Genomic DNA, 22,487 nt, shown 5'->3' with positions numbered 1-22,487 from the left:
ATGCTCCGTTCGGCGGCGTGTCAGCGGGCCGGGAAACGGCGAAGCGCCCCCGCGGGGGCGCTTCGTGACGGGTGCGGTGCCGCTCAGCGGCCCCGGGGGCCGCCCTTGGGCAGCCGCATGCCCTTCGGCATCGGGCCCTTGGGCAGCGGCATGTTGCTCATCAGGTCGCCCATGGCGCGCAGCCGGTCGTTGGTGGCCGTCACCTGGGGCCCGGTCAGCACGCGCGGGTACTTCAGCATGGTCGTGCGCAGCTTCTTCAGCTCGACCTGGCCCTCGCCGGTGCCGACGATCACGTCGTGCACCGGTACGTCGGCCACGATGCGGTTCATCTTCTTCTTCTCGGCGGCGAGCAGGGTCTTCACCCGGTTCGGGTTGCCCTCGGCGACCAGCACGATGCCGGCCTTGCCGACGGCCCGGTGCACGACGTCCTGGTTGCGGTTCATCGCGACCGCCGGGGTCGTCGTCCAGCCGCGGCCGATGTTGTCCAGCACCGCGGCGGCGGCGCCCGGCTGGCCCTCCATCTGGCCGAACGCGGCCCGCTCGGCCCGGCGGCCGAACACGATCGCCGTCGCCAGCAGGGCGACCAGCAGGCCGAAGATGCCCAGGTAGACCGGGTGGCCGATCAGAAAGCCGATCGCGAGGAAGACACCGAGCGTGCCGATGCCGACGGCCGCGAGTACCAGGCCGATCTTCTTGTCGGCCTTGCGGGTCATCTTGTACGTGAGGGCGATCTGCTTCAGTCGCCCTGCGTTCGCGGCGTCCGCCGCGGTTTCCTTCCTCGCCATGCCACGAAGTCTACGTGCCCCCGGGAGCGCCGACGACGGCAGTGCCCGGCGGGGGAGGCGTCAGGGGCGGGTGGCGGCCCGGTCCAGGACCTGCTGGGCCTCGACCCGCGCCCTGGCGCGGCGGCGGTCCTCCAGGACGGAGGTCCAGGCGTTGCGGCGGGCGGTGCGCTGGCCGCCGCTCATCAGCAGGGACTCGACGGCGCGGAGGGCGGCGGTGAAGGACGGGATGGCGGTGGCGCGTACGGGCGCGGCCTGCATGATCGAGGTCCCCCCTCGGAGTGGTGGTGAGACGGGATGTGACACCAGAGTCACTGATTGGTGTTACCAGGACGTGACCGGCCGGTCAAACACCCATGAAACCCCGGCGTGCGCAGCCGGAACGCCGACGCGGCCCCGGCGGCCCCCTCATCAGCGAGGACGGCCGGGACCGCGTCGACTCGGCCATTACTGGCCGGTAATGACTTGTGCGTGAATTCACACGCGCGGGGGTCACACCGCCTGGGCGGCGATGTAGTCACCCCGCTTCTCGACGGCCATCTGGTACAGCCGCCCGGCGCGGTACGAGGACCGCACCAGCGGCCCGGACATCACACCGGAGAAGCCGATCTGCTCGGCCTCCTCCTTCAGCTCCACGAACTCGTGCGGCTTGACCCAGCGCTCCACCGGGTGGTGGCGCACCGAGGGGCGCAGGTACTGGGTGATGGTGACCAGCTCGCAGCCCGCCTCGTGCAGCTGCTTGAGCGCCTCGCTGACCTCCTCGCGGGTCTCGCCCATGCCGAGGATCAGGTTCGACTTGGTGACCAGGCCGAAGTCGCGGGCCTCGGTGATGACCTTCAGGGAGCGCTCGTAGCGGAAGCCGGGGCGGATCCGCTTGAAGATCCGCGGGACCGTCTCGACGTTGTGCGCGAAGACCTCGGGGCGGGCGGAGAAGACCTCCGCGAGCTGCTCGGGGACGGCGTTGAAGTCGGGGGCCAGCAGCTCGACCTTGGTGCGGCCGGCCTCCCGGTCCGCGGTCTGCGCGTGGATCTGGCGCACGGTCTCGGCGTACAGCCAGGCGCCGCCGTCCTCCAGGTCGTCGCGGGCGACGCCGGTGATGGTGGCGTAGTTCAGGTCCATGGTGACCACGGACTCGCCGACGCGGCGCGGCTCGTCCCGGTCGAGCGCCTCGGGCTTGCCGGTGTCGATCTGGCAGAAGTCACAGCGCCGGGTGCACTGGTCGCCGCCGATGAGGAAGGTCGCCTCGCGGTCCTCCCAGCACTCGTAGATGTTCGGGCAGCCGGCTTCCTGGCAGACCGTGTGCAGGCCCTCGCCCTTCACCAGGTTCTGCATCTTCGTGTACTCGGGACCCATTTTCGCCCGGGTCTTGATCCACTCGGGCTTGCGCTCGATGGGGGTCTGGCTGTTGCGGACCTCCAGGCGCAGCATCTTGCGTCCGTCGGGTGCGACTGCGGACACGACCGGCTCCCTGCTGTTTGCTTCGTGCTCTTCGAATCGTCGGCGTAGACCAGCCTACGCCCGCGCTGTGTGCGCCCTGCCGCTGAGGCCAACCCCGCAGTCGCAGGGCGCATTCCCCGGGTGGACGATCAGGCGGACGCCTTCTCGACCACGCGCGGTTTCGGCTCCGCGTTCTCCAGGACGTCCCGCAGGTGCCTCTCCACCACCGGCAGGACCTCCTCGACCGTGATGTCCCGGCCCAGCTCGTTGCCGAGCGAGGTGACGCCGGCGTCGCGGATGCCGCACGGGATGATCCGGTCGAACCAGACGTTGTCCGGGTTCACGTTGAAGGAGAAGCCGTGCATGGTGACGCCCTTGGCGACCCGGATGCCGATCGCGGCGATCTTGCGGTCCTCGCGCCGCTGGCCCGCGTTGGAGGGGGCGTACTCGGGGCCGTTGAGCCGGGGGTCGAACTCCTCGTCGGTGAGCCGCGGGTCGAAGTCCAGGGACAGCCCACCGAGCGCCGGCCGCCGCTCCACCGGGTCGCCGAGCACCCACACCCCGCTGCGGCCCTCGACCCGGGTGGTCTCCAGGCCGAACTCGGCGCACGCCCGGATGATCGCCTCCTCCAGGCGCCGCACGTGCGCCACCACGTCCACCGGGCGGGGCAGCTTCTGGATCGGGTAGCCGACCAGCTGGCCCGGCCCGTGCCAGGTGATCTTGCCGCCGCGGTCCACGTCGATCACCGGGGTGCCGTCCAGCGGGCGCTCGCTGTCCTCGGTACGCCGGCCGGCCGTGTACACCGGGGGGTGCTCCAGGAGGAGCACGGTGTCGGGGATCTCGTCGGCGAACCGGGCGGCGTGCACCCGGCGCTGCTCGTCCCAGGCCACCTGGTAATCGACGGCATCCGCACCGAACCCCATGCGGACGAACCGCAACTCGCTCACGGCAAGCGCCTCCCTCGGCGATTGGTGTGTCAGGCATGTATCGCGCCCACGCCACTGTACGTCCGACCGGCCTGCGTCAGCCCGGTGGACGTTCCTCACACGATCGGATGAATGCCCCGCGAAGTATGCGACCGTCTGCTCACTCTCCGCTACATTCGCGCCGTTCGTGAGGCCATAAGGGCTGCTCAAAGGCAATCCGGGCACTTCGTAGGCCCGGAAGGCAGGAGACCGCACCGCAGATGACGGACCGACCCGCGCAGCGCACCCCCAACCGCCAGCTCGCCGCGCTCATCGCAGAAGCGGGGTTCTCCAACGCGGGTCTGGCCCGTCGTGTCGACCAGCTCGGGCTGGAACACGGGCTGGATCTCAGATACGACAAGACCTCGGTCACCCGCTGGCTGCGCGGACAGCAGCCGCGCGGCACGACGCCCGCGCTCATCGCCGAGGTGTTCACCCGCCGGCTCGGCCGCCGGCTCACGGCCCAGGACCTCGGCCTGGACGCCTGCGCGCCGGTCTACGCCGGGCTGGAGTTCGCGGCCACCCCGGAGGAGGCCGTGGACATCGTCAGCGGGCTGTGGCGCAAGGACTCCGGCAGCCACGCCGAGCTGCGCAAGATCGCCTTCACCCCGGCCGGGCTCGTCGTGCCCAGCCGGGACTGGCTGATCGGCAAGGCCGACGACCGGGTGGCGCGCGAGCCGGTGCCCCGGGTGCCGCCGCAGGGCCGGCCCGGTGCGGCCAGGCCCCTGCCGCCGCAGGCGTTGCCGGCCCCGCCGCGGGTGCGCGGGCAGGCCGAGCGGGCCCCCGGCCACCGGGTGAGCGGCGGCGACATCGCCGCGCTGCACTCGGTCGGTGAACTGTTCCGCACGCTCGACGACCGGTTCGGCGGCGGCCACGCCCGGCAGGCACTGGTGCGCTACCTGGAGCACGAGTGCGAGCCGATGCTGCGCGGCAGCTACGACGAGCAGACCGGCCGCCGGCTGTTCGGCGCCGCCGCCGACCTGACCCGGCTGGCCGGCTGGACGTCGTACGACATCGCCGCGCACGGGCTCGCCCAGCGCTACTTCGTGCAGGCCCTGCGGCTCGCCCAGGCGGCCGGCGACCGGGCCTACGGCTCCTACGTCCTGGTCACCATGAGCCGCCAGGCCGTCTACCTGGGCCACGGCAGGGAGGCCGTGCAGCTGGCGCGGGTCGCCCAGCAGGGGGTGGGCACCGGTGGTCCGCCGGTCGTCCAGGCCCTGCTGCACGCCTCCGAGGCCCGGGCGCACGGCGTCCTCGGCGAGGTGCGGGCGTGCACCGCGGCCCTGGTCCGCGCCGAACGCGCGCTGGAGGCGGCCCGGCCCGGGGACGAGGTGCCGTACTGGGCGGCGTTCTTCGACGAGGGGCAGCTCGCCGACGAGTTCGGGCACTGCCACCGGGATCTCCAGCAGTTCCGGGCCGCCGCGCAGCACGCCGAACGCGCCCTCCAGCTGCGGGCGCCCACGTACGCCCGCAGCCGGCTGTTCTGCCGGGTCGTCCTCGCCACCGCCCGGCTGGGCCTCGGCGAACTCGACCAGGCGTGCGCGCTGGCCGCGGAGGCCGCCGGCCAGGCGGCGGAGATGCGGTCGGCCCGCGCGGTGGAGTACGTGAAGGAGTTCGAGCGCCGGCTGGAGCCGTACCGGGACGCGGCACCGGTGCGGGGGTACCGGGAGAAGGTCGCGGCGCTGGGGTAGCCCGCCCCGCGCCGCCGGGACGCCGGACGCGGGCCGGCGGTCGTCCGGGCGTCAGGCCGCCCTCGGCAGCGTCGGGGCCGGGTCGGCGGTGTGCATCGGCCCCGCCGCGCCCAGGTCCGCCAGGACGGCCGACGCGGCCCGGTGGGCCGAGTGCAGGGCGCCCTGGACGGTGCTGGTGTCCCGGTGGTCGCCGCAGACGTACAGGCCCGCGAGCAGCCGTACCGGGCGGCGCAGGTCGTGCGGTGGGCGCATCGCCGGGACCGCCTCCGGGGTGTGGTGGACCGCGAGGGTCTCCCAGCGGCGCGTGGAGGTGCCGTAGAGCCGCGCCAGATGGATGCGGACGGCGGTGTCCACGCCCTCGGGCGGCGGGCCCAGCACCGTCGAGGAGACCAGCACCCGGCCGGCCGGCGCCCGGCTCGGGTCCACGTTGCTGAGCACCGCCGTGTGCGCGACCGGCCCGCCGCGGTCGGCGTCCAGCAGCAGCGAGGCGCCCGTCGTGAACGCCGCCGCGGGCTCGTCGGTGGTGTGGTGCACCACCGTCACCGGGTGGAAGTCCGGCACCCTGAGCCCGGGCAGCAGCTCCGCGGCGGCGCGCGCGTCGGTCGCCAGCAGCACCGCACGGCACCGGACCACGCCGTGCTCGGCGGTGGCCACGGAGGTCGTGGAGACGGAGGTGACCCGCACCCCGGTGTGCACGGTGCCCGGCGGCAGGGCCCGGGCCAGCACTTCCGGCAGCATCTCCGCGCCGCCCTCCGGCACGCACAGCCGGCCGCTCGCGAAGGCGCGCAGCGCCAGGTCGGCGCACCGGCTGGACGTGGTCAGCTCCGGGTCGCACAGCAGCGCGGCGAGCAGCGGACGCAGGAAGCCCTCGATGGTGCGGGCCGGCACCCCGCGCTGCGCGAGGGCCTGGGCGGCGGGCATCTCGGGGCGGGCCAGGACGCGTTCGACGGGGGTGGTGGCGATCCGGCCGAGGGCGGCGCCGAGGCGGGCCTGGTCGACCGCGCCGCCCACGGGCGTGCCGGTCCGGGCCGGGGTGGCCACCGTGCCCCGCGGGGTGCTCGCGAGGGCACGCACTACATGAAGTGCGCCCCGTGCGCCCCTGGCGCTCCCGCCGGCCGCCGGCCCGCCCGCGCGCTGGGTGCGCCCGTCGCGGTGCAGCAGGACCCCGGGCGCGAAGCGGCGCACGGTCAGGGCGTGCAGGCCCGGGGTGAGGCGGAGTTCGGGATAGGACGTGGACAGCAGCTGTCCGATGCGGTCGAGCCGGAAGCCGTCGACCTTCTCGGTCGACATGCGGCCGCCGACGTACGGGGCGGCCTCCAGGACCGCGGTGGTGATTCCTGCGCTGGTCAGTCGATGAGCCGCCGACAGTCCGGCGATTCCGGCTCCGACGATGACGACGTCCACCTGGTACGCGGGCTCAAGCACGAGGCCCCTCCTGTGGTTGCGCGGCCGGTGGAGGCGTCATGCCCCCAACAGGCCCCAGGGATACCCGAGTTCGGGTCGAGGGTAGGGCCGTGATCGGTCAAGAGCAGTCGCGCATCAAGAGGGCACGGTCGCATGGAGGTCGCATACGGTCACTTTCGTTCGCCGACGTAGTCAACCGGCTCACGCCGCCGCGCGGATCGCCTCGTCGATGCCCGGAAAAGCGAACCGGAATCCCGACTCCAGCAACCTCCTCGGCACCACCCGCTGACTGCCCAGCACGTCCCCGGCCATCTCGCCCAGCACCGCCCGCAGCACCGGAGCGGGCACCGCGAACACCGCCGGCCGGCGCAGCACCCGCCCCATCGCCTCCGTGATCTCACGGTTCGTCAGCGGCTCGGGAGCCGTCAGGTTGAACGGCCCGGACAGGGTGTCCCGGTCGATGAGGTGCCGGATCGCGGCGACCTCGTCGTGCAGCGCGATGTACGACCAGTACTGCCGACCGTCGCCCAGCCGTCCCCCGAGCCCCGCCCGGAACAACGGGAACAGCCGCCCCCAGGCCCCGCCGCCCCGGGCCACCACCAGCCCCGTGCGCAGGAACACCGTCCGCACCCCCGCCTCCCGCGCGGGCGCCGCCGCCTGCTCCCACTCCACGCACAGCGAGGGCAGGAAGCCGTCGCCCGGCGGGGCGTCCTCGTCCACCGCCCGGTCGCCGGTCTCGCCGTAGAAGCCGATCGCGCTGCCGTTCAGGAACGCCCGCGGCGGCCGCGGCAGCGCGGCCACCGCCTCGGCGAGCGCGGCCGTGCCCAGCACCCGGCTGTCCCGCACCAGCCGCTTGTACTCCGGCGTCCAGCGCCGGTCACCGACCCCGGCCCCCGCCAGGTTGACCACCACGTCGCACCCGGCCAGCCCGGCCGTGTCGACGTACCGCCCCGCCGGATCCCAGCACACCTCGTCCGCGCTCCGGGCCGCACGGCGCACCAGCCGTACGACCTCGTGCCCGTCCGCGGCCAGGGACCGCACCAGAGCGCCACCGATCAGACCGGACGCGCCGGCCACCGCGATACGTGAACGTTCCATGACCCCAGCATGACCGCACAGCCGGTCCTCGACCCGGTGGACGCCCCGGCCGCCCGTCGTAGGGTGTCCGTCATGCCCGAGCCGTACATACGCATCGCCCAGGCCGACGACGAAGCGGAACTGGCCGCCCTCGACCGGGCCACCTGGTCCACCCTGCACGCCGTGACACCCCCGCCCCAGCCGCCCTACCAGCCGTTCTTCGACGAACGGCACCCGGCCGAGGAGTTCCTCGTCGCCGAGGACGGCGGACGCCTCCTCGGCTACGTCCGGCTCACCCGCCCCACCCCCCTCCCCTCCCACGCGCACGTCCTCGCCGTCCAGGGCTTCGCCGTCGCCACCCGGGCACGCGGACGGGGCGTCGGGCGCGCGCTGATCCGGGCCGCCGTCGCGGAGGCGCGCCGGCGCGGCGCACGGCGCCTCACCCTGCGCGTGCTCGGGCACAACACCCCGGCCCGCGCGCTGTACGCGTCCGAGGGTTTCGCCGTCGAGGGCGTCCTCCCGGGGGAGTTTCTCATCGACGGCGCGTACGTCGACGACGTCTGCATGGGCCGCGCCCTGTGAGCCTCACGAACTGACCAGCTCGCCCGTGTCCACCGGCGCCGTCGCCGTGGCCGCCCGCCGGGCGTCCCCCGCCACCTCGGCCGCCGTCAGCGCGTACCCCGTCTCGTCGTCCGAGGTGGACCGGGCGAAGACCACCCCGAACACCCGTCCGTCCGTGGTCAGCAGCGGGCCGCCGGAGTTGCCCGGCCGGACCGTGGAGCGGATCGCGTAGATCTCCCGGGTGACGGAGCGGTCGTTGTAGATGTCCCGGCCCGTCGCCCGCACCCGGCTGCCGACCGTCGCCGCCTGCAGGTCCAGGGCCCCGTCCTGCGGATAGCCCGCCACCACCGCCGAGTCCCCGCGCGCCGCGCTCGGGTCGAACAGCAGCACCGGGGCGCGCAGGTCGGGCACGTACAGCACCGCCACGTCCCGGCCCGGGTCGAAGAGCACCACCCGGGCCGCGTACGACGGCCCCACCCCGCCGACCCGCACGCCCGGGCGATCGATGCCCGCCACCACGTGCGCGTTGGTCATCACCCGCCGGGGCGCGTAGACGAACCCGCTGCCCTCCCGGCCCTCGGCACCCGAGGCGCCCTCGATCTTCACCGTGCTCAGCTTGGCCGCGCGGGTCGCGGCCGGGGTGACACTGTCCCCGGTCGGCCGGGCCACCCGGGCCGTCGACTCGTTCTCGAACGGGTTGAACACCTGCGGGAAACCCGCCTCGGCCAGCGCGGACGTGGCCCGCGAGAACCAGGCGGGCGTCGTCTGCGGCATCACCTCCTGCACCGCGCCCAGCAGCGCCGAGTTCCGTACCGCCGTGGTCAGGGTCTGCGAGGGGGCCGCGCCCAGCACGCTCGCCGCCACCCAGGCCACGACCAGCACCGCGACCGAGTTCGCCGCCGCGCCCCCCACCCCGTCCGCCACCCGCAGCGGACCCCGGTCCAGCTCGCCGCGCAGCCGCAGCGCCAGCCGGCCCGCCAGCTCGTGCCCCACCACCGCCGGCACCAGCACCGTCAGCACCGCGAGCACCGTCGCCGCCGCCGTGCCCCGCTCCACCTGGCCCGTCACCCAGGGCAGCAGCCACACACCGACCACGGCACCGCCCACGAACCCGGCGAGCGAGACACATCCGGCCACCAGGCCGCGCCGGTACCCGGACACCGCGTAGACGGCGACCACCAGCACCAGCAGCAGGTCGAGCAGGTCCACGGAGCCGCCTTTCTCTCGGACCCCCCAGTACGGACGGCACGGGCCCGCTGATCAGCCGGGCGCCCGCACAGCGGCCACCGGGCCGCGGAACCGGCCACCTACGTCTGTACCCCCGGGAACGTCCCGGACCGGGACCATGGTTCCGCCAGGTGGCACAGTGCGCATCGCGGGCACGGCACAGCCGCCCGACAGTGGGGGCATGCGTGCCGTCCGAAGAGCCCCGGCGGCCGGGAAGCGGCGTACCGCACGGACACCCCGCACCCCGCGGATCCCCGGGCCCCTGCCGGCGCTGCTCGGCTGCCTGCCCGGGCTGCTCGCCGTCCTCGCCCTGGCCCTGTGCGCCGTCGGGGTCGAGCGGGCCGCCGCGCCCCGGCCCGGCCTGCCCGCGGCGGCGGCCCGCCCGCCCGAGGCCCACCGCGCCGCCCGCCCGCCGATCGTGCCCCGCTCCGCCTGGCTGGACCGCACCACCGGGCGCACCCAGCCACCGCCGCGCTACGACGACAAGGTGATCGCCGTCTTCCTCCACCACACCGACTCGCCCAACGGCTACCGCTGCGCCGACGCGCCCCGCATCATCCGCGACCTGTACGCCGGCCAGACCGGCGCCCGCAGCTGGGACGACATCGGCTACAACTTCCTCGTCGACCGCTGCGGCACCCTCTACGAGGGCCGGGCCGGAGGCGTCGAGCGGCCCGTCACCGGCGCCCACACCCAGGGCTTCAACCACCGCACGGCCGGCATCGCCGCCCTCGGCACCTTCACCGCCGGGGTGCCCGTGCCCCGGGCCATGAGCGAGGCGATCGCCGCGCTGACCGCCTGGAAACTCGGCCTGGCCGGCATCGACCCGCGCGGCCACGTCCGGCTGGTCTCCAGCAGCGGCCTCAGCCGCCACAGGGCGGGCACCGCCGCCACGCTGCCCGCCCTGGCCGCCCACAAGGACGGCTTCATGACCAACTGCCCCGGCGCGGCCCTCACCGCCCGCCTCCCGGCGATCCGCGAACGGGCCGCCCGCCTGCAGGGGCGGACGCGGGGACCGGCGCGGACACCACCCGGCGTCACGCCGTAGCGGGACGGGCGCGCACATGCGGCGTCACGCCTTGAACCGCTCCCACAGACGGGGATACCGCTGCGCGAGCACCTGCTCGTTCTCCAGGTCCAACGGCGTGCCCTCCGGCTCGGCCGGCGCCGGGGCGATGCCCAGGTCGGGCGCGACCGTGCCGGTCAGCTGCTCGTACGCCTCGTCCGCCGCGTACCCCAGCTCCTCGCCGTCGCCGTCGATCTCCTCGTCGAACTCGCCGAGCAGCTCGGCGAGCGCGTCCGGCTCGTGCAGGGCGCCCTCGAAGACCACCCGGCCCTGGCCGATCAGCCAGCACCGGAAGAAGTCGAACGCGTCGTCGCTGCACCCGTCCAGCAGCAGCCAGGCGGCCCCCCACAGGTCCCAGCGGTAGGCCCGGTTGTAGCGGGCCTCGAAGTGACGGGCGAAGTCCAGCACCAGGTCGGGGTCCAGCTGGAGCAACCGGTCCAGCAGCGCGTCGGCCTGCTCCTCCGGGTCGCCCCCGGCGGCCTCGCGGGCGGCGTCGATCAGCTCCCAGAACTCCGTCTCGTCCATCACGGCACCAGCATCGGGCCTCGGCCGGTGGGCCGCACGCGGAGCACGACGCACCGTGGCCGGCCGTCCGCGCGGCGGGTCGTCGTCGGCCGTCAGTGCGGCGGACTGTGGCCGGCCGTCCATACGGCGGGTCGTCGTCAGCCGTCCGTACGGCGGTAGCGCGCGGCGAGCCGGGCCGCGTCCGCCGCGCACCGTTCCCGCAGGCTCGCCGGGGCCAGCACCTCCGCCTCCGCGCCCAGCGCCGTCAGCTGGCCGTGCGCGACCTCCTCCGACTCCACCGGCAGCGTCACCGTCACCCAGCCCTCGGCGTCCGGCTCGCCCGGGCTCTCCAGCGCCGTGCGCGCGGCGAGCGGATCGACGGCGTACGGCAGCCGGCGCACGCCGTCCGGGGAGAGCCGTACGACGACCTCGGCGCGCAGCAGCGACCGGGCGAACCCCTCGGCCTGCTCCGCCCAGAACCCCGGCAGGTCGAAGTCCGCGGCGCGGACGAACCGGGTGTCGCAGGCGTCGACGGAGGCGAACCGGTCGATGCGGTACGTGCGGAAGACGCCGTCCGGCACCCGCGCGCACAGGTACCAGACCCCGGCCTTCAGCACGAGCCCGTACGGCTCCAGCTCCCGGTCGACGTCGCCGTCCGGGCGCCGGTACACGGCGCGGACCCGCCGGTCGTCCCAGACCGCCCGCGCGAGCACGGGCAGCAGCGCGGGCGTCTCCGGCTCCCGGAACCAGGCGGGCGCGTCCAGGTGGAACCGCTGGGCCGCGCTGTCCGGGGCGTCCCGCAGGGACGGCAGCAGCGCGGCCGACACCTTCAGCCGCGCGGCGGAGGCCGCGTCCTGGAGGCCCATCTCCCGCAGCGCCCCCGGCACCCCGCTCAGGAAGAGGGCCTCCGCCTCGCTGCGGGCCAGCCCCGTCAGCCGCGTCCGGTAGCCGCCGATCAGGCGGTACCCGCCGGCCCGCCCCCGGTCGGCGTACACCGGCACGCCCGCCTCCGACAGCGCCTGCGCGTCCCGCGTCACCGTCCGCTCCGACACCTCCAGCTCCCGCGCCAGCTCGGCGGCGGTCATCGAGGGGCGGGACTGCAGGAGCAGCACCATTTTGATGAGACGGGCAGCACGCATGCGTTCATGATGCAGGGGGGCGCGCCTCTCCGCTTTGGCGCTCCCATCTCCTAAGCTGGTCAGGGGAGTTGGGATCGCACGGGAGGGGCGCGCGATGCGGGGGACCGTGCTGGACGACCGTTACGAGCTGGTCCAGTGGCTGGGCCACGGCGGGATGGGAGAGGTCTGGGGAGCACGGGACACCCGGATGGACCGCGACGTGGCCGTCAAGCTGCTCAAGTGGCCCCCGGGCGCGGACGGGCACGCGGCCTTCGTACGTTTCCGCAGGGAGATCAGGTCGGCCGCCCAGCTGCCCGGCCGCCACACCGTGATCGCCCACGACTGCGGCGAGACCGTCCTCGACGGCAGACGCGTCCCCTACCTGGTGATGGAGCGGCTCACCGGCCACACCCTGCAGCAGGCGGTGGTCGAGCGGCGTCCGTCCTGGCAGCGGGCGGTGGAATGGGGCTGCCAGGTGCTCGCGGCCCTGGAGGCCGCGCACGCCCAGGGCATCGTGCACCGCGACATCAAACCCAACAACGTCATGTTCACGGCCGACGGCGAGCTGAAGGTGCTCGACTTCGGCATCGCCAAGTTCATGGACGGCACGATCGGCCTCACCGCCACCGGCACCGGCATCGGCTCCATCGGGTACATGTCCCCGGAGCAGTGCCGGGGCACGCGCACCCTGGACCACCGAGCCGACCTGTACTCCTTCGGCTGCCTGCTGTACTTCATGCTCACCGGGCGCCCGCCGATCGTCGCGGACAGCGCGTTCTCCTACGCCCACCTGCTGATGCACGGCGAGGTGGACCCCCCGCACGCCGTCGAGGCCGGCGTCCCCGGCGCGCTGAGCGACCTCGTGATGCGGCTGCTCGCCCGCCGGCCCGAGGAGCGCCCCGGCTCCGCCCGCGAGGTCCGCGACCGCCTGGGCGCCCTGCTCGCCGGCCACGAGGCGCACTCCCGGCCGGACGTCGCACGGCTGCGGACGGAAGCCGAGGCGGAGGCCGACGCCCTGCGCAGGGCCGCGCTCCAGGACGCCCACGTGATGCGCGAGGAGACCCGCCGCGCGGCCCGGCGGCATCGCGAGCTCGTCGAAGCGGCGGCGCAGCAGGTCCGCGACGACGTCGAGGCGTACGCCGCACAGCGCAAGGCCGACGCCGAGGCGGATGCGCGTCGGATCGTCGACGAGGCGTGGCGCCGCAAGGCGCAGGTCCTGACCGGCCTGGACCACCTGCGGGAGAAGGTCGCCGCCGTGCTCGCCGACAGCAAGTACCTGCCGGTCGGCGAGCTCGTGGAGCAGCGGGCCGCCCTGCTGGCCGAGCTGACGGCGCTGCACGCCTCCCTCGCGGACGCGTCCGGCGCGTCCAGGATCCCGAACGCGCGGCTCTGAGGGGCCTGCCGCACCGCCCGCACGACGAACGGGGCCGCCTCGGTCCGAGGACGGCCACGGCGAACGGGGCCGCCCTCGGACCGAGGGCGGCCCCGTTCGTCGTGCGGCACAGGCCCTTACAGCCCGTACTTCTCCCGCGCTTCCTTCACCGCGGTCGCCTTGACCTCGCCGCGCCTGGCGAGCTGGGCCAGGGCCGCGACGACGATCGACTCCGCGTCGACGCCGAAGTGGCGGCGGGCGGCCTCGCGGGTGTCGGAGAGGCCGAAGCCGTCGGCGCCCAGCGAGGACCAGTCCTGCTCGACCCACTGCGCGATCTGGTCCGGGACCTGGCGCATGTAGTCGGACACGGCCAGTACCGGGCCCTCGGCGCCCTGGAGCGCCTGGCGGACGTACGGCACCCGCTCCTCGCCGCGCAGGAGGGCGGCGTCCGCCTCCATCGCGTCGCGGCGCAGCTCGGACCAGGAGGTCGCCGACCAGACGTCGGCCGCGACACCCCACTCGTCGGCCAGCAGCCGCTGCGCCCGGAGGGCCCAGTGGATCGCCGTGCCGGAGCCCAGCAGCTGGATGCGCGGGGCGCCCGCCGGGGCGTCGACGCCCGCCGACTCCGCCGTGTTGAAGCGGTACAGGCCCTTGACGATGCCCTCGTCGATGCCGAGGCCCTGCGGCTTCGCCGGCTGCGGCAGCGGCTCGTTGTAGACCGTCAGGTAGTAGAAGACGTCCTGGTCCTCGCCCGGCTTGGCCTCGCCGTACATCCGGCGCAGGCCCTCGCGGACGATCACCGCGATCTCGTAGGCGAACGCCGGGTCGTACGTCAGCGCGGCCGGGTTGGTGGCGGCGATGACCGGGGAGTGGCCGTCGGCGTGCTGGAGGCCCTCGCCCGTCAGGGTCGTCCGGCCGGCGGTCGCGCCGACGAGGAAGCCGCGGCCCAGCTGGTCGCCGAGCTGCCACATCTGGTCGGCGGTGCGCTGCCAGCCGAACATCGAGTAGAAGATGTAGAACGGGATCATCGTCTCGCCGTGCGTCGCGTACGACGTCGAAGCGGCGATGAAGTCGGCCATCGAACCGGCCTCGGTGATCCCCTCGTTGAGGATCTGGCCGTTCGTCGCCTCCTTGTAGTACATCAGCTGGTCGCGGTCGACCGGCTCGTACGTCTGGCCCTTGGGGGAGTAGATCCCGAGCGACGGGAACAGCGACTCCATGCCGAAGGTGCGCGCCTCGTCGGGGACGATCGGCACCCAGCGCTTGCCGGTCTCCTTGTCGCGGACCAGGTCCTTGACGAGGCGGACGAAGGCCATGGTGGTGGCCACGTTCTGGGAGCCGGAGCCCTTGTCGAAGGAGGCGAACGCCTTCTCCGCGGGGGCCGGCAGCGGGGCCACCGCGTGGGTGCGGCGGGCCGGGGCCGGGCCGCCGAGGGCCGCGCGGCGCTCCTGGAGGTAACGGACCTCGGGGGAGTCGGCGCCCGGGTGGCCGTAGGGCACCACGCCGTCCACGAAGTCGCTGTCCTTGATCGGCAGCTCCAGCAGGTCCCGCATCGCCTTGAACTCGTCCACCGTCAGCTTCTTCATCTGGTGGTTGGCGTTCTTCGACGCGAAGCCCTCGCCGAGGGTGTGGCCCTTGACCGTCTGGGCCAGGATCACGGTCGGCGCGCCCTTGTGCTCGACGGCGGCCTTGTACGCGGCGTACACCTTGCGGGCCTCGTGACCACCGCGGGAGAGGTGGAAGCACTCCAGGATCTTGTCGTCGCTCAGCAGCTTCGCCATCTCGACGAGCGCCGGGTCCTTGCCGAAGAAGTCCTGACGGATGTAGGCGGCGTCGCGGGTCTGGTACGTCTGGATCTGCGCGTCCGGTACCTCGCGCAGCCGGCGTACCAGCGCGCCCGTGGTGTCGAGCTGGAACAGCTCGTCCCAGGCCGTACCCCACAGCGTCTTGATCACGTTCCAGCCGGCGCCCCGGAACTGGGCCTCCAGCTCCTGCACGATCTTGAAGTTGGCGCGGACCGGGCCGTCGAGGCGCTGCAGGTTGCAGTTGATGACGAAGGTGAGGTTGTCCAGCTCCTCACGCGCGGCCAGCGCGAGGGCCGCGGTCGACTCCGGCTCGTCCATCTCGCCGTCGCCGAGGAAGGCCCAGACGTGGGAGGCGGAGACGTCCTTGATGCCGCGGTTGGTGAGGTAGCGGTTGAAGCGCGCCTGGTAGATCGCCGACAGCGGGCCGAGACCCATCGACACCGTCGGGAACTCCCACAGCCAGGGCAGGCGGCGCGGGTGCGGGTAGGAGGGCAGGCCGTTGCCGCCGGACTCCTGGCGGAAGTTGTCGAGGTGCGCCTCGTTCAGGCGGCCGTCGAGGAAGGCCCGGGCGTAGATGCCGGGGGAGGCGTGGCCCTGGATGTACAGCTGGTCGCCGGAGCCGTCGCCCTCCTTGCCCTTGAAGAAGTGGTTGAAGCCGGTCTCGTAGAGCCAGGCGGCGGAGGCGAAGGTGGCGATGTGGCCGCCGACGCCGTACTTCGAGCCGCGGGTCACCATCGCGGCCGCGTTCCAGCGGTTCCAGGCGGTGATGCGGGCCTCCATCTCCGGGTCGCCGGGCACGCCCGGCTCGGCGGAGGTGGGGATGGTGTTGACGTAGTCGGTCTCGAGGAGCTTCGGCAGCGCGATGCCGCCCGCCTCGGCGCGCTCCAGCGTCCGCCGCATCAGGTACGCGGCGCGGTGCGGCCCGGCCTCCCTGGCGACGGCGTCGAGGGAGGCCTGCCATTCGGCGGTCTCCTCCGGGTCGCGGTCCGGGAGCTGGTCGAGCGCGCTCGGCTGGATGGCGTTGGGGTCGGTCATGTCGCCGCCTTCCTCAGTCGAAGGGGGTTCCCTCATCGGTAAGGGTTCGGGGTTGCCCTTGGTCTTTGGCAGGACAGGGCAGAGGACTTCGGTGGAAGTCCGTCGGCGACTGTAACTCCCTGATCGATGATCGATCAAAGGGTTGAGGGCCAAAACTTCACGATTACGAGAAAGTCGGCACCGGGTGCCTTGGAAACGGGCACCCGGTGCCGTGTTCGACCAAGGTTTCCGCAGGTGAGCAGTGGTGCGCTCGGCTGCGTCAGGCCCGCGGCGCGCAGCCCAGGACGTGCGCCTTCACCGTCAGGCCCGCGGCGCGCAGCCCAGGACGTGCGCCTTCACCGTCAGGCCCGCGGCGCGCAGCCCAGGACGTGCGCCTTCACCAGCTCGGCGATGCGGGGGTCGCGCCGCTTGAACGCCTGCACCAGCTCCTCGTGCTCCTCCGCGTAGGACTGCTGGACCGTGCCCAGCCAGCGGATCGACAGCGCCGTGAAGACCTCGATGCCGAGGCCCTCCCAGGTGTGCAGCAGCACCGAGTTGTGCGCGGCCCGCACCAGTTCCCGGTGGAAGCCGACGGTGTGGCGCACCTGTCCCGTGCCGTCGGAGGCGCGGTCGGCCTCGTACAGGGCCAGCACGTGCGGCTCCAGGGCCGAGCAGTCCTGGGCCAGGCGCTCGGCCGCCAGCTCCGCCGCGATGGCCTCCAGGCCGGCCCGGACGGGGTAGCTCTCCTCCAGGTCGGCCGCGGTCAGGTTGCGGACGCGTACGCCCTTGTTCGGGGCCGACTCGATCAGCCGCAGCGACTCCAGCTCGCGCAGCGCCTCCCGGACCGGGGTCTGGCTGACCTCCAGCTCGGTGGCGATCCGGCGCTCCACGATGCGCTCACCCGGCTGCCAGCGCCCGCTGACGATCCCCTCCACGATGTGCTCGCGGATCTGCTCGCGCAGCGAGTGGACGACGGGCGCGGTCATGAGGGCTCCTTCAGGGAGGGCTGACGCTTAGACAATACGGCGGCTTCGCTCCGCGGGTAGGGCGTGCGGGGGTGCTAATGCGCAGGTGAGACGAGCCTTACACGGGAAGCACCCCGACAAACGCGAACACCCCGCCCGGAAGGTTCCGGACGGGGTGCGACGCGGTCGGGGACGCGCCGGAGGCCCGGATCGGCCTCGTCGCGTCCGCGGTCCCGGTTACAGGCCCAGCTCGACCTCGAACTCGCCCGCCTCCAGGATCGCCTTGACCGCCGTCAGGTAACGGGCCGCGTCGGCGCCGTCGACCAGGCGGTGGTCGTAGGAGAGGGTCAGGTAGGTCATGTCGCGGACGCCGATGACCGTGCCCTCCTCGGTCTCGATGACGGCCGGGCGCTTGACCGTGGCACCGATGCCGAGGATCGCGACCTGGCCCGGCGGCACGATGATCGTGTCGAACAGCGCGCCGCGCGAACCGGTGTTGGAGATGGTGAAGGTCGCGCCGGCCAGCTCGTCCGGCGTGATCTTGTTGCCGCGGACCTTGCCGGCCAGGTCGGCCGTGGCCTTGGCGATACCCGCGATGTTGAGGTCGCCGGCGTTCTTGATGACCGGGGTCATCAGGCCCTTCTCGGAGTCCACCGCGATACCGATGTTCTCGGTGTCGAAGTAGGTGATGGTCCCCTCGGCCTCGTTGATCTTGGCGTTGATGACCGGGTGGGCCTTCAGCGCCTGCGCGGCGGCCTTGACGAAGAACGGCATCGGGGAGAGCTTGACGCCCTCGCGGGCCGCGAAGGAGTCCTTCGCCCTGGCGCGCAGCTTCATCAGGCGGGTGACGTCGACCTCGACGACCGACGACAGCTGGGCCTGCTCGTGCAGCGCCTTGACCATGTTGTCGCCGATGACCTTGCGGATGCGCGGCATCTTGACGGTCTGGCCGCGCAGCGGGGAGACCTCCAGCGCCGGGGCCTTCTTGGCGGCGGCCGGAGCGGCGGCCGGGGCCGGGGCCGCGGCGGCGGCCTTCGCGGCCTCGGCGGCGGCGAGGACGTCCTGCTTGCGGATGCGGCCGCCGACGCCCGTGCCCTTGACGGTGGCCAGGTCGACGCCGTTCTCGGCAGCGAGCTTGCGCACCAGCGGGGTCACGTACGCACCCTCGTCGGTCGCCTGGGTGGCGGTCGGCGAGGTCGGCGCGGTGGCCGGGGCGGCCGGGGCGGGAGCGGGCGCCGGAGCCGGGGCCGGGGCGGCGGGCGCCGGGGCCGGGGCGGCGGGGGCCGGGGCGGGCGCCGGAGCCGGAGCCGGGGCGGGCGCCGGAGCCGGGGCGGGCGCCGGAGCCGGGGCGGCGGGCGCCGGGGCCGGGGCGGCGGGCGCCGGGGCGGGAGCCGGAGCGGCGGCGGGGGCCGGGGCGGGAGCCGGAGCGGCGGCCGGGGCCGCGTTCGCGGAACCGATGACGGCCAGCTTGGCGCCGACCTCGGCGGTCTCGTCCTCGCCGACCACGATGGCCACCAGCACGCCGGAGGTCGGCGCGGGGATCTCGGTGTCGACCTTGTCCGTGGAGACCTCGAGCAGCGGCTCGTCGGCCTCGACGGTCTCGCCGACCGACTTCAGCCAGCGGGTGACGGTGCCCTCGGTGACGGACTCGCCGAGCGCCGGCAGGACCACGTCCGTGCCCTCGGCGTCACCGGCGGCGGCCTCGGGGGCCGCGGCCTCGGCGGCGGGCGCCGGAGCCGGCTCGGCGGCCGGGGCCTCGGCGGCCGGGGCGGGAGCGGGCTCGGCGGCGGGGGCCGGGGCCGGCTCGGCGGCCGGAGCCGCCTCGGCGGCGGGGGCCTGGTCGCCGGCAGGCTCACCGGTGCCGTCGTCGATGACGGCCAGCTCGGCGCCGACCTCGATGGTCTCGTCCTCGGCGACCTTGATGAAGCGCAGCACGCCGGAGGCCGGCGCGGGGATCTCGGTGTCCACCTTGTCGGTCGAGACCTCGAGCAGCGGCTCGTCGGCCTCGACACGCTCGCCCTCGGCCTTCAGCCAGCGGGTGACAGTGCCCTCGGTGACGCTCTCGCCGAGCGCCGGAAGGGTTACGGAAACCGCCATGGTTTCGGTTGCTCCTAACGAATTGCGGAAGTCTGTGTCGTCGCGCCCGTTGACCGAAGGCTCAGTCGTGGGAGTGCAGCGGCTTGCCGGCCAGGGCCAGGTGGGCCTCGCCGAGCGCCTCGTTCTGCGTCGGGTGGGCGTGGATGAGCTGGGCGACCTCGGCCGGCAGCGCCTCCCAGTTGTAGATCAGCTGGGCTTCGCCGACCTGCTCACCCATGCGGTCGCCGACCATGTGGACGCCGACCACGGCACCGTCCTTGACCTGGACGAGCTTGATCTCGCCCGCGGTCTTCAGGATCTTGCTCCTGCCGTTGCCCGCCAGGTTGTACTTCAGGGCGACGACCTTGTCCGCGCCGTAGATCTCCTTGGCCTTGGCCTCGGTGATGCCGACGGAGGCGACCTCCGGGTGGCAGTACGTGACCCGCGGGACACCGTCGTAGTCGATCGGAACGACCTTCAGACCGGCCAGACGCTCCGCCACCAGGATGCCCTCGGCGAAGCCGACGTGCGCGAGCTGGAGCGTCGGGACGAGGTCGCCGACGGCGGAGATGGTCGGAACGTTGGTACGCATGTACTCGTCGACGAGGACGTAACCGCGGTCCATGGCGACCCCGGCCTCCTCGTAGCCCAGGCCCTGCGAGACCGGGCCGCGGCCGACGGCGACGAGGAGGACCTCGGCCTCGAACTCCTTGCCGTCCGCCAGGGTGACCTTGACACCGTCCTGGGTGTACTCGGCCTTCTGGAAGAAGGTGCCCAGGTTGAACTTGATGCCGCGCTTGCGGAACGCGCGCTCCAGCAGCTTCGAGGAGTTCTCGTCCTCGACCGGCACGAGGTGCTTCATGCCCTCGATGATCGTGACGTCCGAACCGAACGACTTCCACGCCGAGGCGAACTCGACACCGATGACACCGCCGCCCAGGATGATCGCGGACTTCGGCACGCGGTCCAGGACGAGGGCGTGGTCGGAGGAGATGACGCGGTCGCCGTCGATCTCCAGGCCCGGCAGCGACTTCGGCACGGAGCCGGTCGCCAGCAGGATGTGGCGGCCCTGGATGCGCTGGCCGTTCACGTCCACGGAGGTGGGGGAGGACAGGCGCCCCGCACCCTCGATGTACGTCACCTTCCGGGACGCGATGAGCCCCTGGAGACCCTTGTACAGGCCCGAGATCACGTCGTCCTTGTACTTGTGGACGGCCGGGACGTCGATGCCCTCGAAGGTCGCCTTGACGCCGAACTGCTCGCTCTCGCGGGCCTGGTCGGCGATCTCGCCCGCGTGCAGCAGGGCCTTGGTGGGGATGCAGCCCCGGTGCAGGCAGGTGCCGCCGACCTTGTCCTTCTCGATCAGGGCGACGTCCAGGCCCAGCTGCGCCCCGCGCAGGGCCGCGGCGTAACCACCGCTACCACCGCCGAGGATCACTAGGTCGAAAACGGTGCTGGCGTCGTTCGCCACGTCACGTCCTCCATGCATGTGCGCCGTACGCCGGTCTCCGATGACCGGCAGGCGGCTGGTGTCCGGCCGCTTGATGCTTCGGCCCTTCGGTGGGGGCCCTGTCCTGCCGGGCTCCATCTTTGCACTTGTTCGAGGCGGACGAGACGCCGGGCCTGAGTGTGAGACACCCCACTGGAGCGCCCGGAGGGGCGCGGGGAACCGCGCGGACGGTCCCCGCACCCCTCCAAGCCGCCGCACAACGGGCGGCGGTGGGCTCTCAGGCGGCCGTCAGCCCAGGTCACCCTCGGCGGTGAGCTCCGCGAGCCGCACCAGCGTGCGCACGGCCGAGCCCGTACCGCCCTTCGGCGTGTACCCGAACGGACCGCCCTCGTTGAACGCCGGCCCGGCGATGTCCAGGTGCGCCCAGGTGATCCCCTCGCCCACGAACTCGCGCAGGAACAGACCGGCGACCAGCCCGCCGCCCGCGCGCTCGCCCATGTTGGCGATGTCGGCCACGGGCGAGTCCATGCCCTTGCGCAGGTGCTCCGGCAGCGGCATCGGCCAGGCCGGCTCGCCGACCTCCTCCGCCGCCTCGTGCACCGCGGTGCGGAACGCGTCGTCGTTGCCCATGACGGCGAACGTCCGGGTGCCCAGCGCCAGCAGCATCGCGCCGGTCAGCGTGGCCACGTCCACGATCGCGTCCGGCTCCTCCTGCGAGGCCGCCCACAGCGCGTCGGCGAGCACCAGCCGGCCCTCGGCGTCGGTGTTGAGCACCTCGACGGTCTTGCCGCTGTACATGCGCAGCACGTCACCCGGGCGCACGGCCGAGCCGGACGGCATGTTCTCGGCCAGCGCAAGCCAGCCGGTGACGTTGACCTCCAGGCCCAGGCGCGCGGCCGCGACGACGGCGGCGAACACGGCGGCGGCGCCGCTCATGTCGCACTTCATGGTCTCGTTGTGACCGGCCGGCTTCAGCGAGATGCCGCCCGAGTCGTAGGTGATGCCCTTGCCGACGAAGGCGAGGTGCTTCTCCGCCTTCGGGTGCTTGTACGACAGCTTCACCAGGCGCGGGGTGGCCGCCGAGCCGCCGCCGACGCCGAGGATGCCGCCGTAGCCGCCCTTGGCCAGGGCCTTCTCGTCGAGCACCTGCACCTTCAGGCCGTGCTCCTTGGCCGCCGCCTGCGCGATGCCGGCGAAGGCCGCGGGGTCGAGGTCGTTCGGCGGCATGTTGATCAGGTCGCGGGCGCGGTTCAGTTCCTCGCAGACCGCGACCGCGCGGGCGAGCGCACCCTTGTGGGCGGCGTCGCGCGGCTTGCCGCCGAGCAGCGCGGCCTCGGCCAGCGGCGCCTTGCCGTTCTTCCCCTTGGCGTTCTGGGCGCCGCCCTTGTAGGCGTCGAAGGAGTAGGCGCCGAGCAGGATGCCCTCGCCGATCGCGCCGAGGGCGCCGGGGCCGTCGACCGGCAGCGCGAACGCGGCCTTCTTCGAGCCGGCGAGCGCGCGGGCGGCCACACCGGCCGCCGTGCGCAGCGCCTCGGCGTCGTAGCCGGCGGCCCCCTCGTCGGTGTCGTCGGGCTCGGCGCCCAGGCCCACCGCCACCACGAGCGGGGCCTTGAAGCCGGCCGGCGCGGGCAGCTTCGTCAGCTCGCCCTCGGCACCCGAGGCGCCGAGGGTCTCCAGAACGCCGGCCAGCTTGCCGTCGTACGCCTTGTCCACGGCCTCGGCGCCCGGCGCGACGACGGGCCCCTGGGCGCCCTTGGCGACACCGATCACGATCGCGTCGGCCCGCAGGCCCTGCGCCGCGGCGGTGCTGAGAGTCAGAGCAGTCACGGTGGTGAAATCTCGCTTCCGATGTGAAGTTGCTGTGGCCGAAATGGGGTGGGTCGACCGGGCCCGAGAGCCGACCCTAGGTCCAGGCCTGGGGACTGGTGGCAACCGGGGCCTTCACCCTGTCGGCGAACACCCGGGACGAGCCT

At 73.5% G+C, this 22,487-nt stretch carries 18 protein-coding genes; 4 read left to right on the top strand and 14 right to left on the bottom strand.

What is annotated here, in order from left to right; all coding sequences use genetic code 11:
• Positions 1-83 precede the first annotated feature (83 nt).
• The 4 genes from ABZ576_RS01325 to lipB all read right to left on the bottom strand — a co-directional run bounded on the left by ABZ576_RS01325 (position 84) and on the right by lipB (position 3,166).
• Positions 84-785 carry a DUF4191 domain-containing protein gene (locus ABZ576_RS01325; protein ID WP_360734399.1) on the bottom strand — a complete coding sequence of 234 codons (702 nt, stop codon included), beginning with the start codon at positions 783-785 and terminating at the stop codon, positions 84-86.
• A gap of 60 nt (positions 786-845) precedes the next feature.
• A complete protein-coding gene (locus ABZ576_RS01320) occupies positions 846-1,043 on the bottom strand; it encodes a hypothetical protein (protein ID WP_360734396.1) in 198 nt (65 codons plus the stop codon).
• Positions 1,044-1,274: 231 nt separating this feature from the next.
• Positions 1,275-2,240 carry a lipoyl synthase gene (lipA, locus tag ABZ576_RS01315; RefSeq protein ID WP_360734394.1) on the bottom strand — a complete coding sequence of 322 codons (966 nt, stop codon included), beginning with the start codon at positions 2,238-2,240 and terminating at the stop codon, positions 1,275-1,277.
• 128 nt (positions 2,241-2,368) lie between these two features.
• Positions 2,369-3,166 carry a lipoyl(octanoyl) transferase LipB gene (lipB, locus tag ABZ576_RS01310; protein WP_360734391.1) on the bottom strand — a complete coding sequence of 266 codons (798 nt, stop codon included), beginning with the start codon at positions 3,164-3,166 and terminating at the stop codon, positions 2,369-2,371.
• 239 nt (positions 3,167-3,405) lie between these two features.
• On the opposite strand from lipB, the gene ABZ576_RS01305 reads away from it, so the two are divergent.
• Complete coding sequence (locus ABZ576_RS01305) at positions 3,406-4,875, top strand: regulator (protein WP_360734388.1); 1,470 nt, start codon at positions 3,406-3,408, stop codon at positions 4,873-4,875.
• A gap of 51 nt (positions 4,876-4,926) precedes the next feature.
• Here the strand turns inward: ABZ576_RS01305 and ABZ576_RS01300 are convergent, their stop codons facing one another.
• Together ABZ576_RS01300 and ABZ576_RS01295 are read right to left on the bottom strand one after the other, a co-directional pair.
• Positions 4,927-6,300, bottom strand: a complete 1,374-nt coding sequence (locus tag ABZ576_RS01300) for an NAD(P)/FAD-dependent oxidoreductase (RefSeq protein ID WP_360734385.1) — start codon at positions 6,298-6,300, stop codon at positions 4,927-4,929.
• Between the two features lie 180 nt (positions 6,301-6,480).
• On the bottom strand, positions 6,481-7,377 hold the full coding sequence (locus ABZ576_RS01295; RefSeq protein ID WP_360734382.1) for a TIGR01777 family oxidoreductase: 897 nt from the start codon (positions 7,375-7,377) through the stop codon (positions 6,481-6,483).
• Positions 7,378-7,449: 72 nt separating this feature from the next.
• Here ABZ576_RS01295 and ABZ576_RS01290 point away from each other — a divergent pair, with 72 nt between their 5' ends.
• Positions 7,450-7,938, top strand: a complete 489-nt coding sequence (locus ABZ576_RS01290; protein ID WP_360735491.1) for a GNAT family N-acetyltransferase — start codon at positions 7,450-7,452, stop codon at positions 7,936-7,938.
• 3 nt (positions 7,939-7,941) lie between these two features.
• On the opposite strand, the gene ABZ576_RS01285 is transcribed toward ABZ576_RS01290, so the two are convergent.
• On the bottom strand, positions 7,942-9,126 hold the full coding sequence (locus ABZ576_RS01285) for a MarP family serine protease (RefSeq protein WP_360734379.1): 1,185 nt from the start codon (positions 9,124-9,126) through the stop codon (positions 7,942-7,944).
• Between the two features lie 199 nt (positions 9,127-9,325).
• On the opposite strand from ABZ576_RS01285, the gene ABZ576_RS01280 reads away from it, so the two are divergent.
• Positions 9,326-10,192: a peptidoglycan recognition protein gene (locus tag ABZ576_RS01280; protein ID WP_360734376.1), complete on the top strand. Its 867-nt coding sequence runs from the start codon at positions 9,326-9,328 to the stop codon at positions 10,190-10,192.
• Positions 10,193-10,216: 24 nt separating this feature from the next.
• On the opposite strand, the gene ABZ576_RS01275 is transcribed toward ABZ576_RS01280, so the two are convergent.
• Positions 10,217-10,735: a DUF4240 domain-containing protein gene (locus ABZ576_RS01275; protein WP_360735489.1), complete on the bottom strand. Its 519-nt coding sequence runs from the start codon at positions 10,733-10,735 to the stop codon at positions 10,217-10,219.
• Positions 10,736-10,872: 137 nt separating this feature from the next.
• The gene (locus tag ABZ576_RS01270) at positions 10,873-11,853 is read right to left on the bottom strand and encodes a WYL domain-containing protein (protein WP_360734373.1); all 981 of its coding nucleotides are present in this window, start codon (positions 11,851-11,853) and stop codon (positions 10,873-10,875) included.
• A gap of 94 nt (positions 11,854-11,947) precedes the next feature.
• On the opposite strand from ABZ576_RS01270, the gene ABZ576_RS01265 reads away from it, so the two are divergent.
• On the top strand, positions 11,948-13,225 hold the full coding sequence (locus ABZ576_RS01265) for a protein kinase (RefSeq protein WP_360734370.1): 1,278 nt from the start codon (positions 11,948-11,950) through the stop codon (positions 13,223-13,225).
• Positions 13,226-13,341: 116 nt separating this feature from the next.
• Here ABZ576_RS01265 and aceE read toward each other — a convergent pair whose 3' ends face one another.
• The 5 genes from aceE to ABZ576_RS01240 all read right to left on the bottom strand — a co-directional run bounded on the left by aceE (position 13,342) and on the right by ABZ576_RS01240 (position 22,341).
• A complete protein-coding gene (aceE, locus tag ABZ576_RS01260) occupies positions 13,342-16,044 on the bottom strand; it encodes a pyruvate dehydrogenase (acetyl-transferring), homodimeric type (RefSeq protein WP_360734368.1) in 2,703 nt (900 codons plus the stop codon).
• Between the two features lie 341 nt (positions 16,045-16,385).
• On the bottom strand, positions 16,386-17,009 hold the full coding sequence (locus tag ABZ576_RS01255) for a GntR family transcriptional regulator (RefSeq protein WP_360734365.1): 624 nt from the start codon (positions 17,007-17,009) through the stop codon (positions 16,386-16,388).
• Positions 17,010-17,225: 216 nt separating this feature from the next.
• Positions 17,226-19,085 carry a 2-oxoglutarate dehydrogenase, E2 component, dihydrolipoamide succinyltransferase gene (sucB, locus tag ABZ576_RS01250; RefSeq protein WP_360734363.1) on the bottom strand — a complete coding sequence of 620 codons (1,860 nt, stop codon included), beginning with the start codon at positions 19,083-19,085 and terminating at the stop codon, positions 17,226-17,228.
• 61 nt (positions 19,086-19,146) lie between these two features.
• Positions 19,147-20,535 (bottom strand): dihydrolipoyl dehydrogenase, encoded by a 1,389-nt coding sequence (gene lpdA / locus ABZ576_RS01245; protein ID WP_360734360.1) that lies wholly within the window; start codon positions 20,533-20,535, stop codon positions 19,147-19,149.
• 267 nt (positions 20,536-20,802) lie between these two features.
• Complete coding sequence (locus tag ABZ576_RS01240; RefSeq protein ID WP_360734357.1) at positions 20,803-22,341, bottom strand: leucyl aminopeptidase; 1,539 nt, start codon at positions 22,339-22,341, stop codon at positions 20,803-20,805.
• Positions 22,342-22,487 lie beyond the last annotated feature (146 nt).

Origin of the sequence: Streptomyces sp. NPDC013455 (genome assembly GCF_040632975.1) — a bacterium.
GTDB lineage: Bacteria > Actinomycetota > Actinomycetes > Streptomycetales > Streptomycetaceae > Streptomyces.
The sequence above is the reverse complement of the archived record's forward strand: the minus strand, read 5'-3'. Positions and strand labels throughout refer to the sequence as shown.

Excerpts from the sequence above, each read along its gene's own strand:
- ABZ576_RS01325 (WP_360734399.1), bottom strand. The coding sequence starts at position 785 with ATGGCGAGGAAGGAAACCGCGGCGGACGCCGCGAACGCAGGGCGACTG.
- ABZ576_RS01320 (WP_360734396.1), bottom strand. The coding sequence starts at position 1,043 with ATGCAGGCCGCGCCCGTACGCGCCACCGCCATCCCGTCCTTCACCGCC.
- ABZ576_RS01305 (WP_360734388.1), top strand. The coding sequence starts at position 3,406 with ATGACGGACCGACCCGCGCAGCGCACCCCCAACCGCCAGCTCGCCGCG.
- ABZ576_RS01295 (WP_360734382.1), bottom strand. The coding sequence starts at position 7,377 with ATGGAACGTTCACGTATCGCGGTGGCCGGCGCGTCCGGTCTGATCGGT.
- ABZ576_RS01290 (WP_360735491.1), top strand. The coding sequence starts at position 7,450 with ATGCCCGAGCCGTACATACGCATCGCCCAGGCCGACGACGAAGCGGAA.
- ABZ576_RS01280 (WP_360734376.1), top strand. The coding sequence starts at position 9,326 with ATGCGTGCCGTCCGAAGAGCCCCGGCGGCCGGGAAGCGGCGTACCGCA.
- ABZ576_RS01275 (WP_360735489.1), bottom strand. The coding sequence starts at position 10,735 with ATGGACGAGACGGAGTTCTGGGAGCTGATCGACGCCGCCCGCGAGGCC.
- ABZ576_RS01270 (WP_360734373.1), bottom strand. The coding sequence starts at position 11,853 with ATGCGTGCTGCCCGTCTCATCAAAATGGTGCTGCTCCTGCAGTCCCGC.
- ABZ576_RS01265 (WP_360734370.1), top strand. The coding sequence starts at position 11,948 with ATGCGGGGGACCGTGCTGGACGACCGTTACGAGCTGGTCCAGTGGCTG.
- aceE (WP_360734368.1), bottom strand. The coding sequence starts at position 16,044 with ATGACCGACCCCAACGCCATCCAGCCGAGCGCGCTCGACCAGCTCCCG.
- ABZ576_RS01255 (WP_360734365.1), bottom strand. The coding sequence starts at position 17,009 with ATGACCGCGCCCGTCGTCCACTCGCTGCGCGAGCAGATCCGCGAGCAC.
- sucB (WP_360734363.1), bottom strand. The coding sequence starts at position 19,085 with ATGGCGGTTTCCGTAACCCTTCCGGCGCTCGGCGAGAGCGTCACCGAG.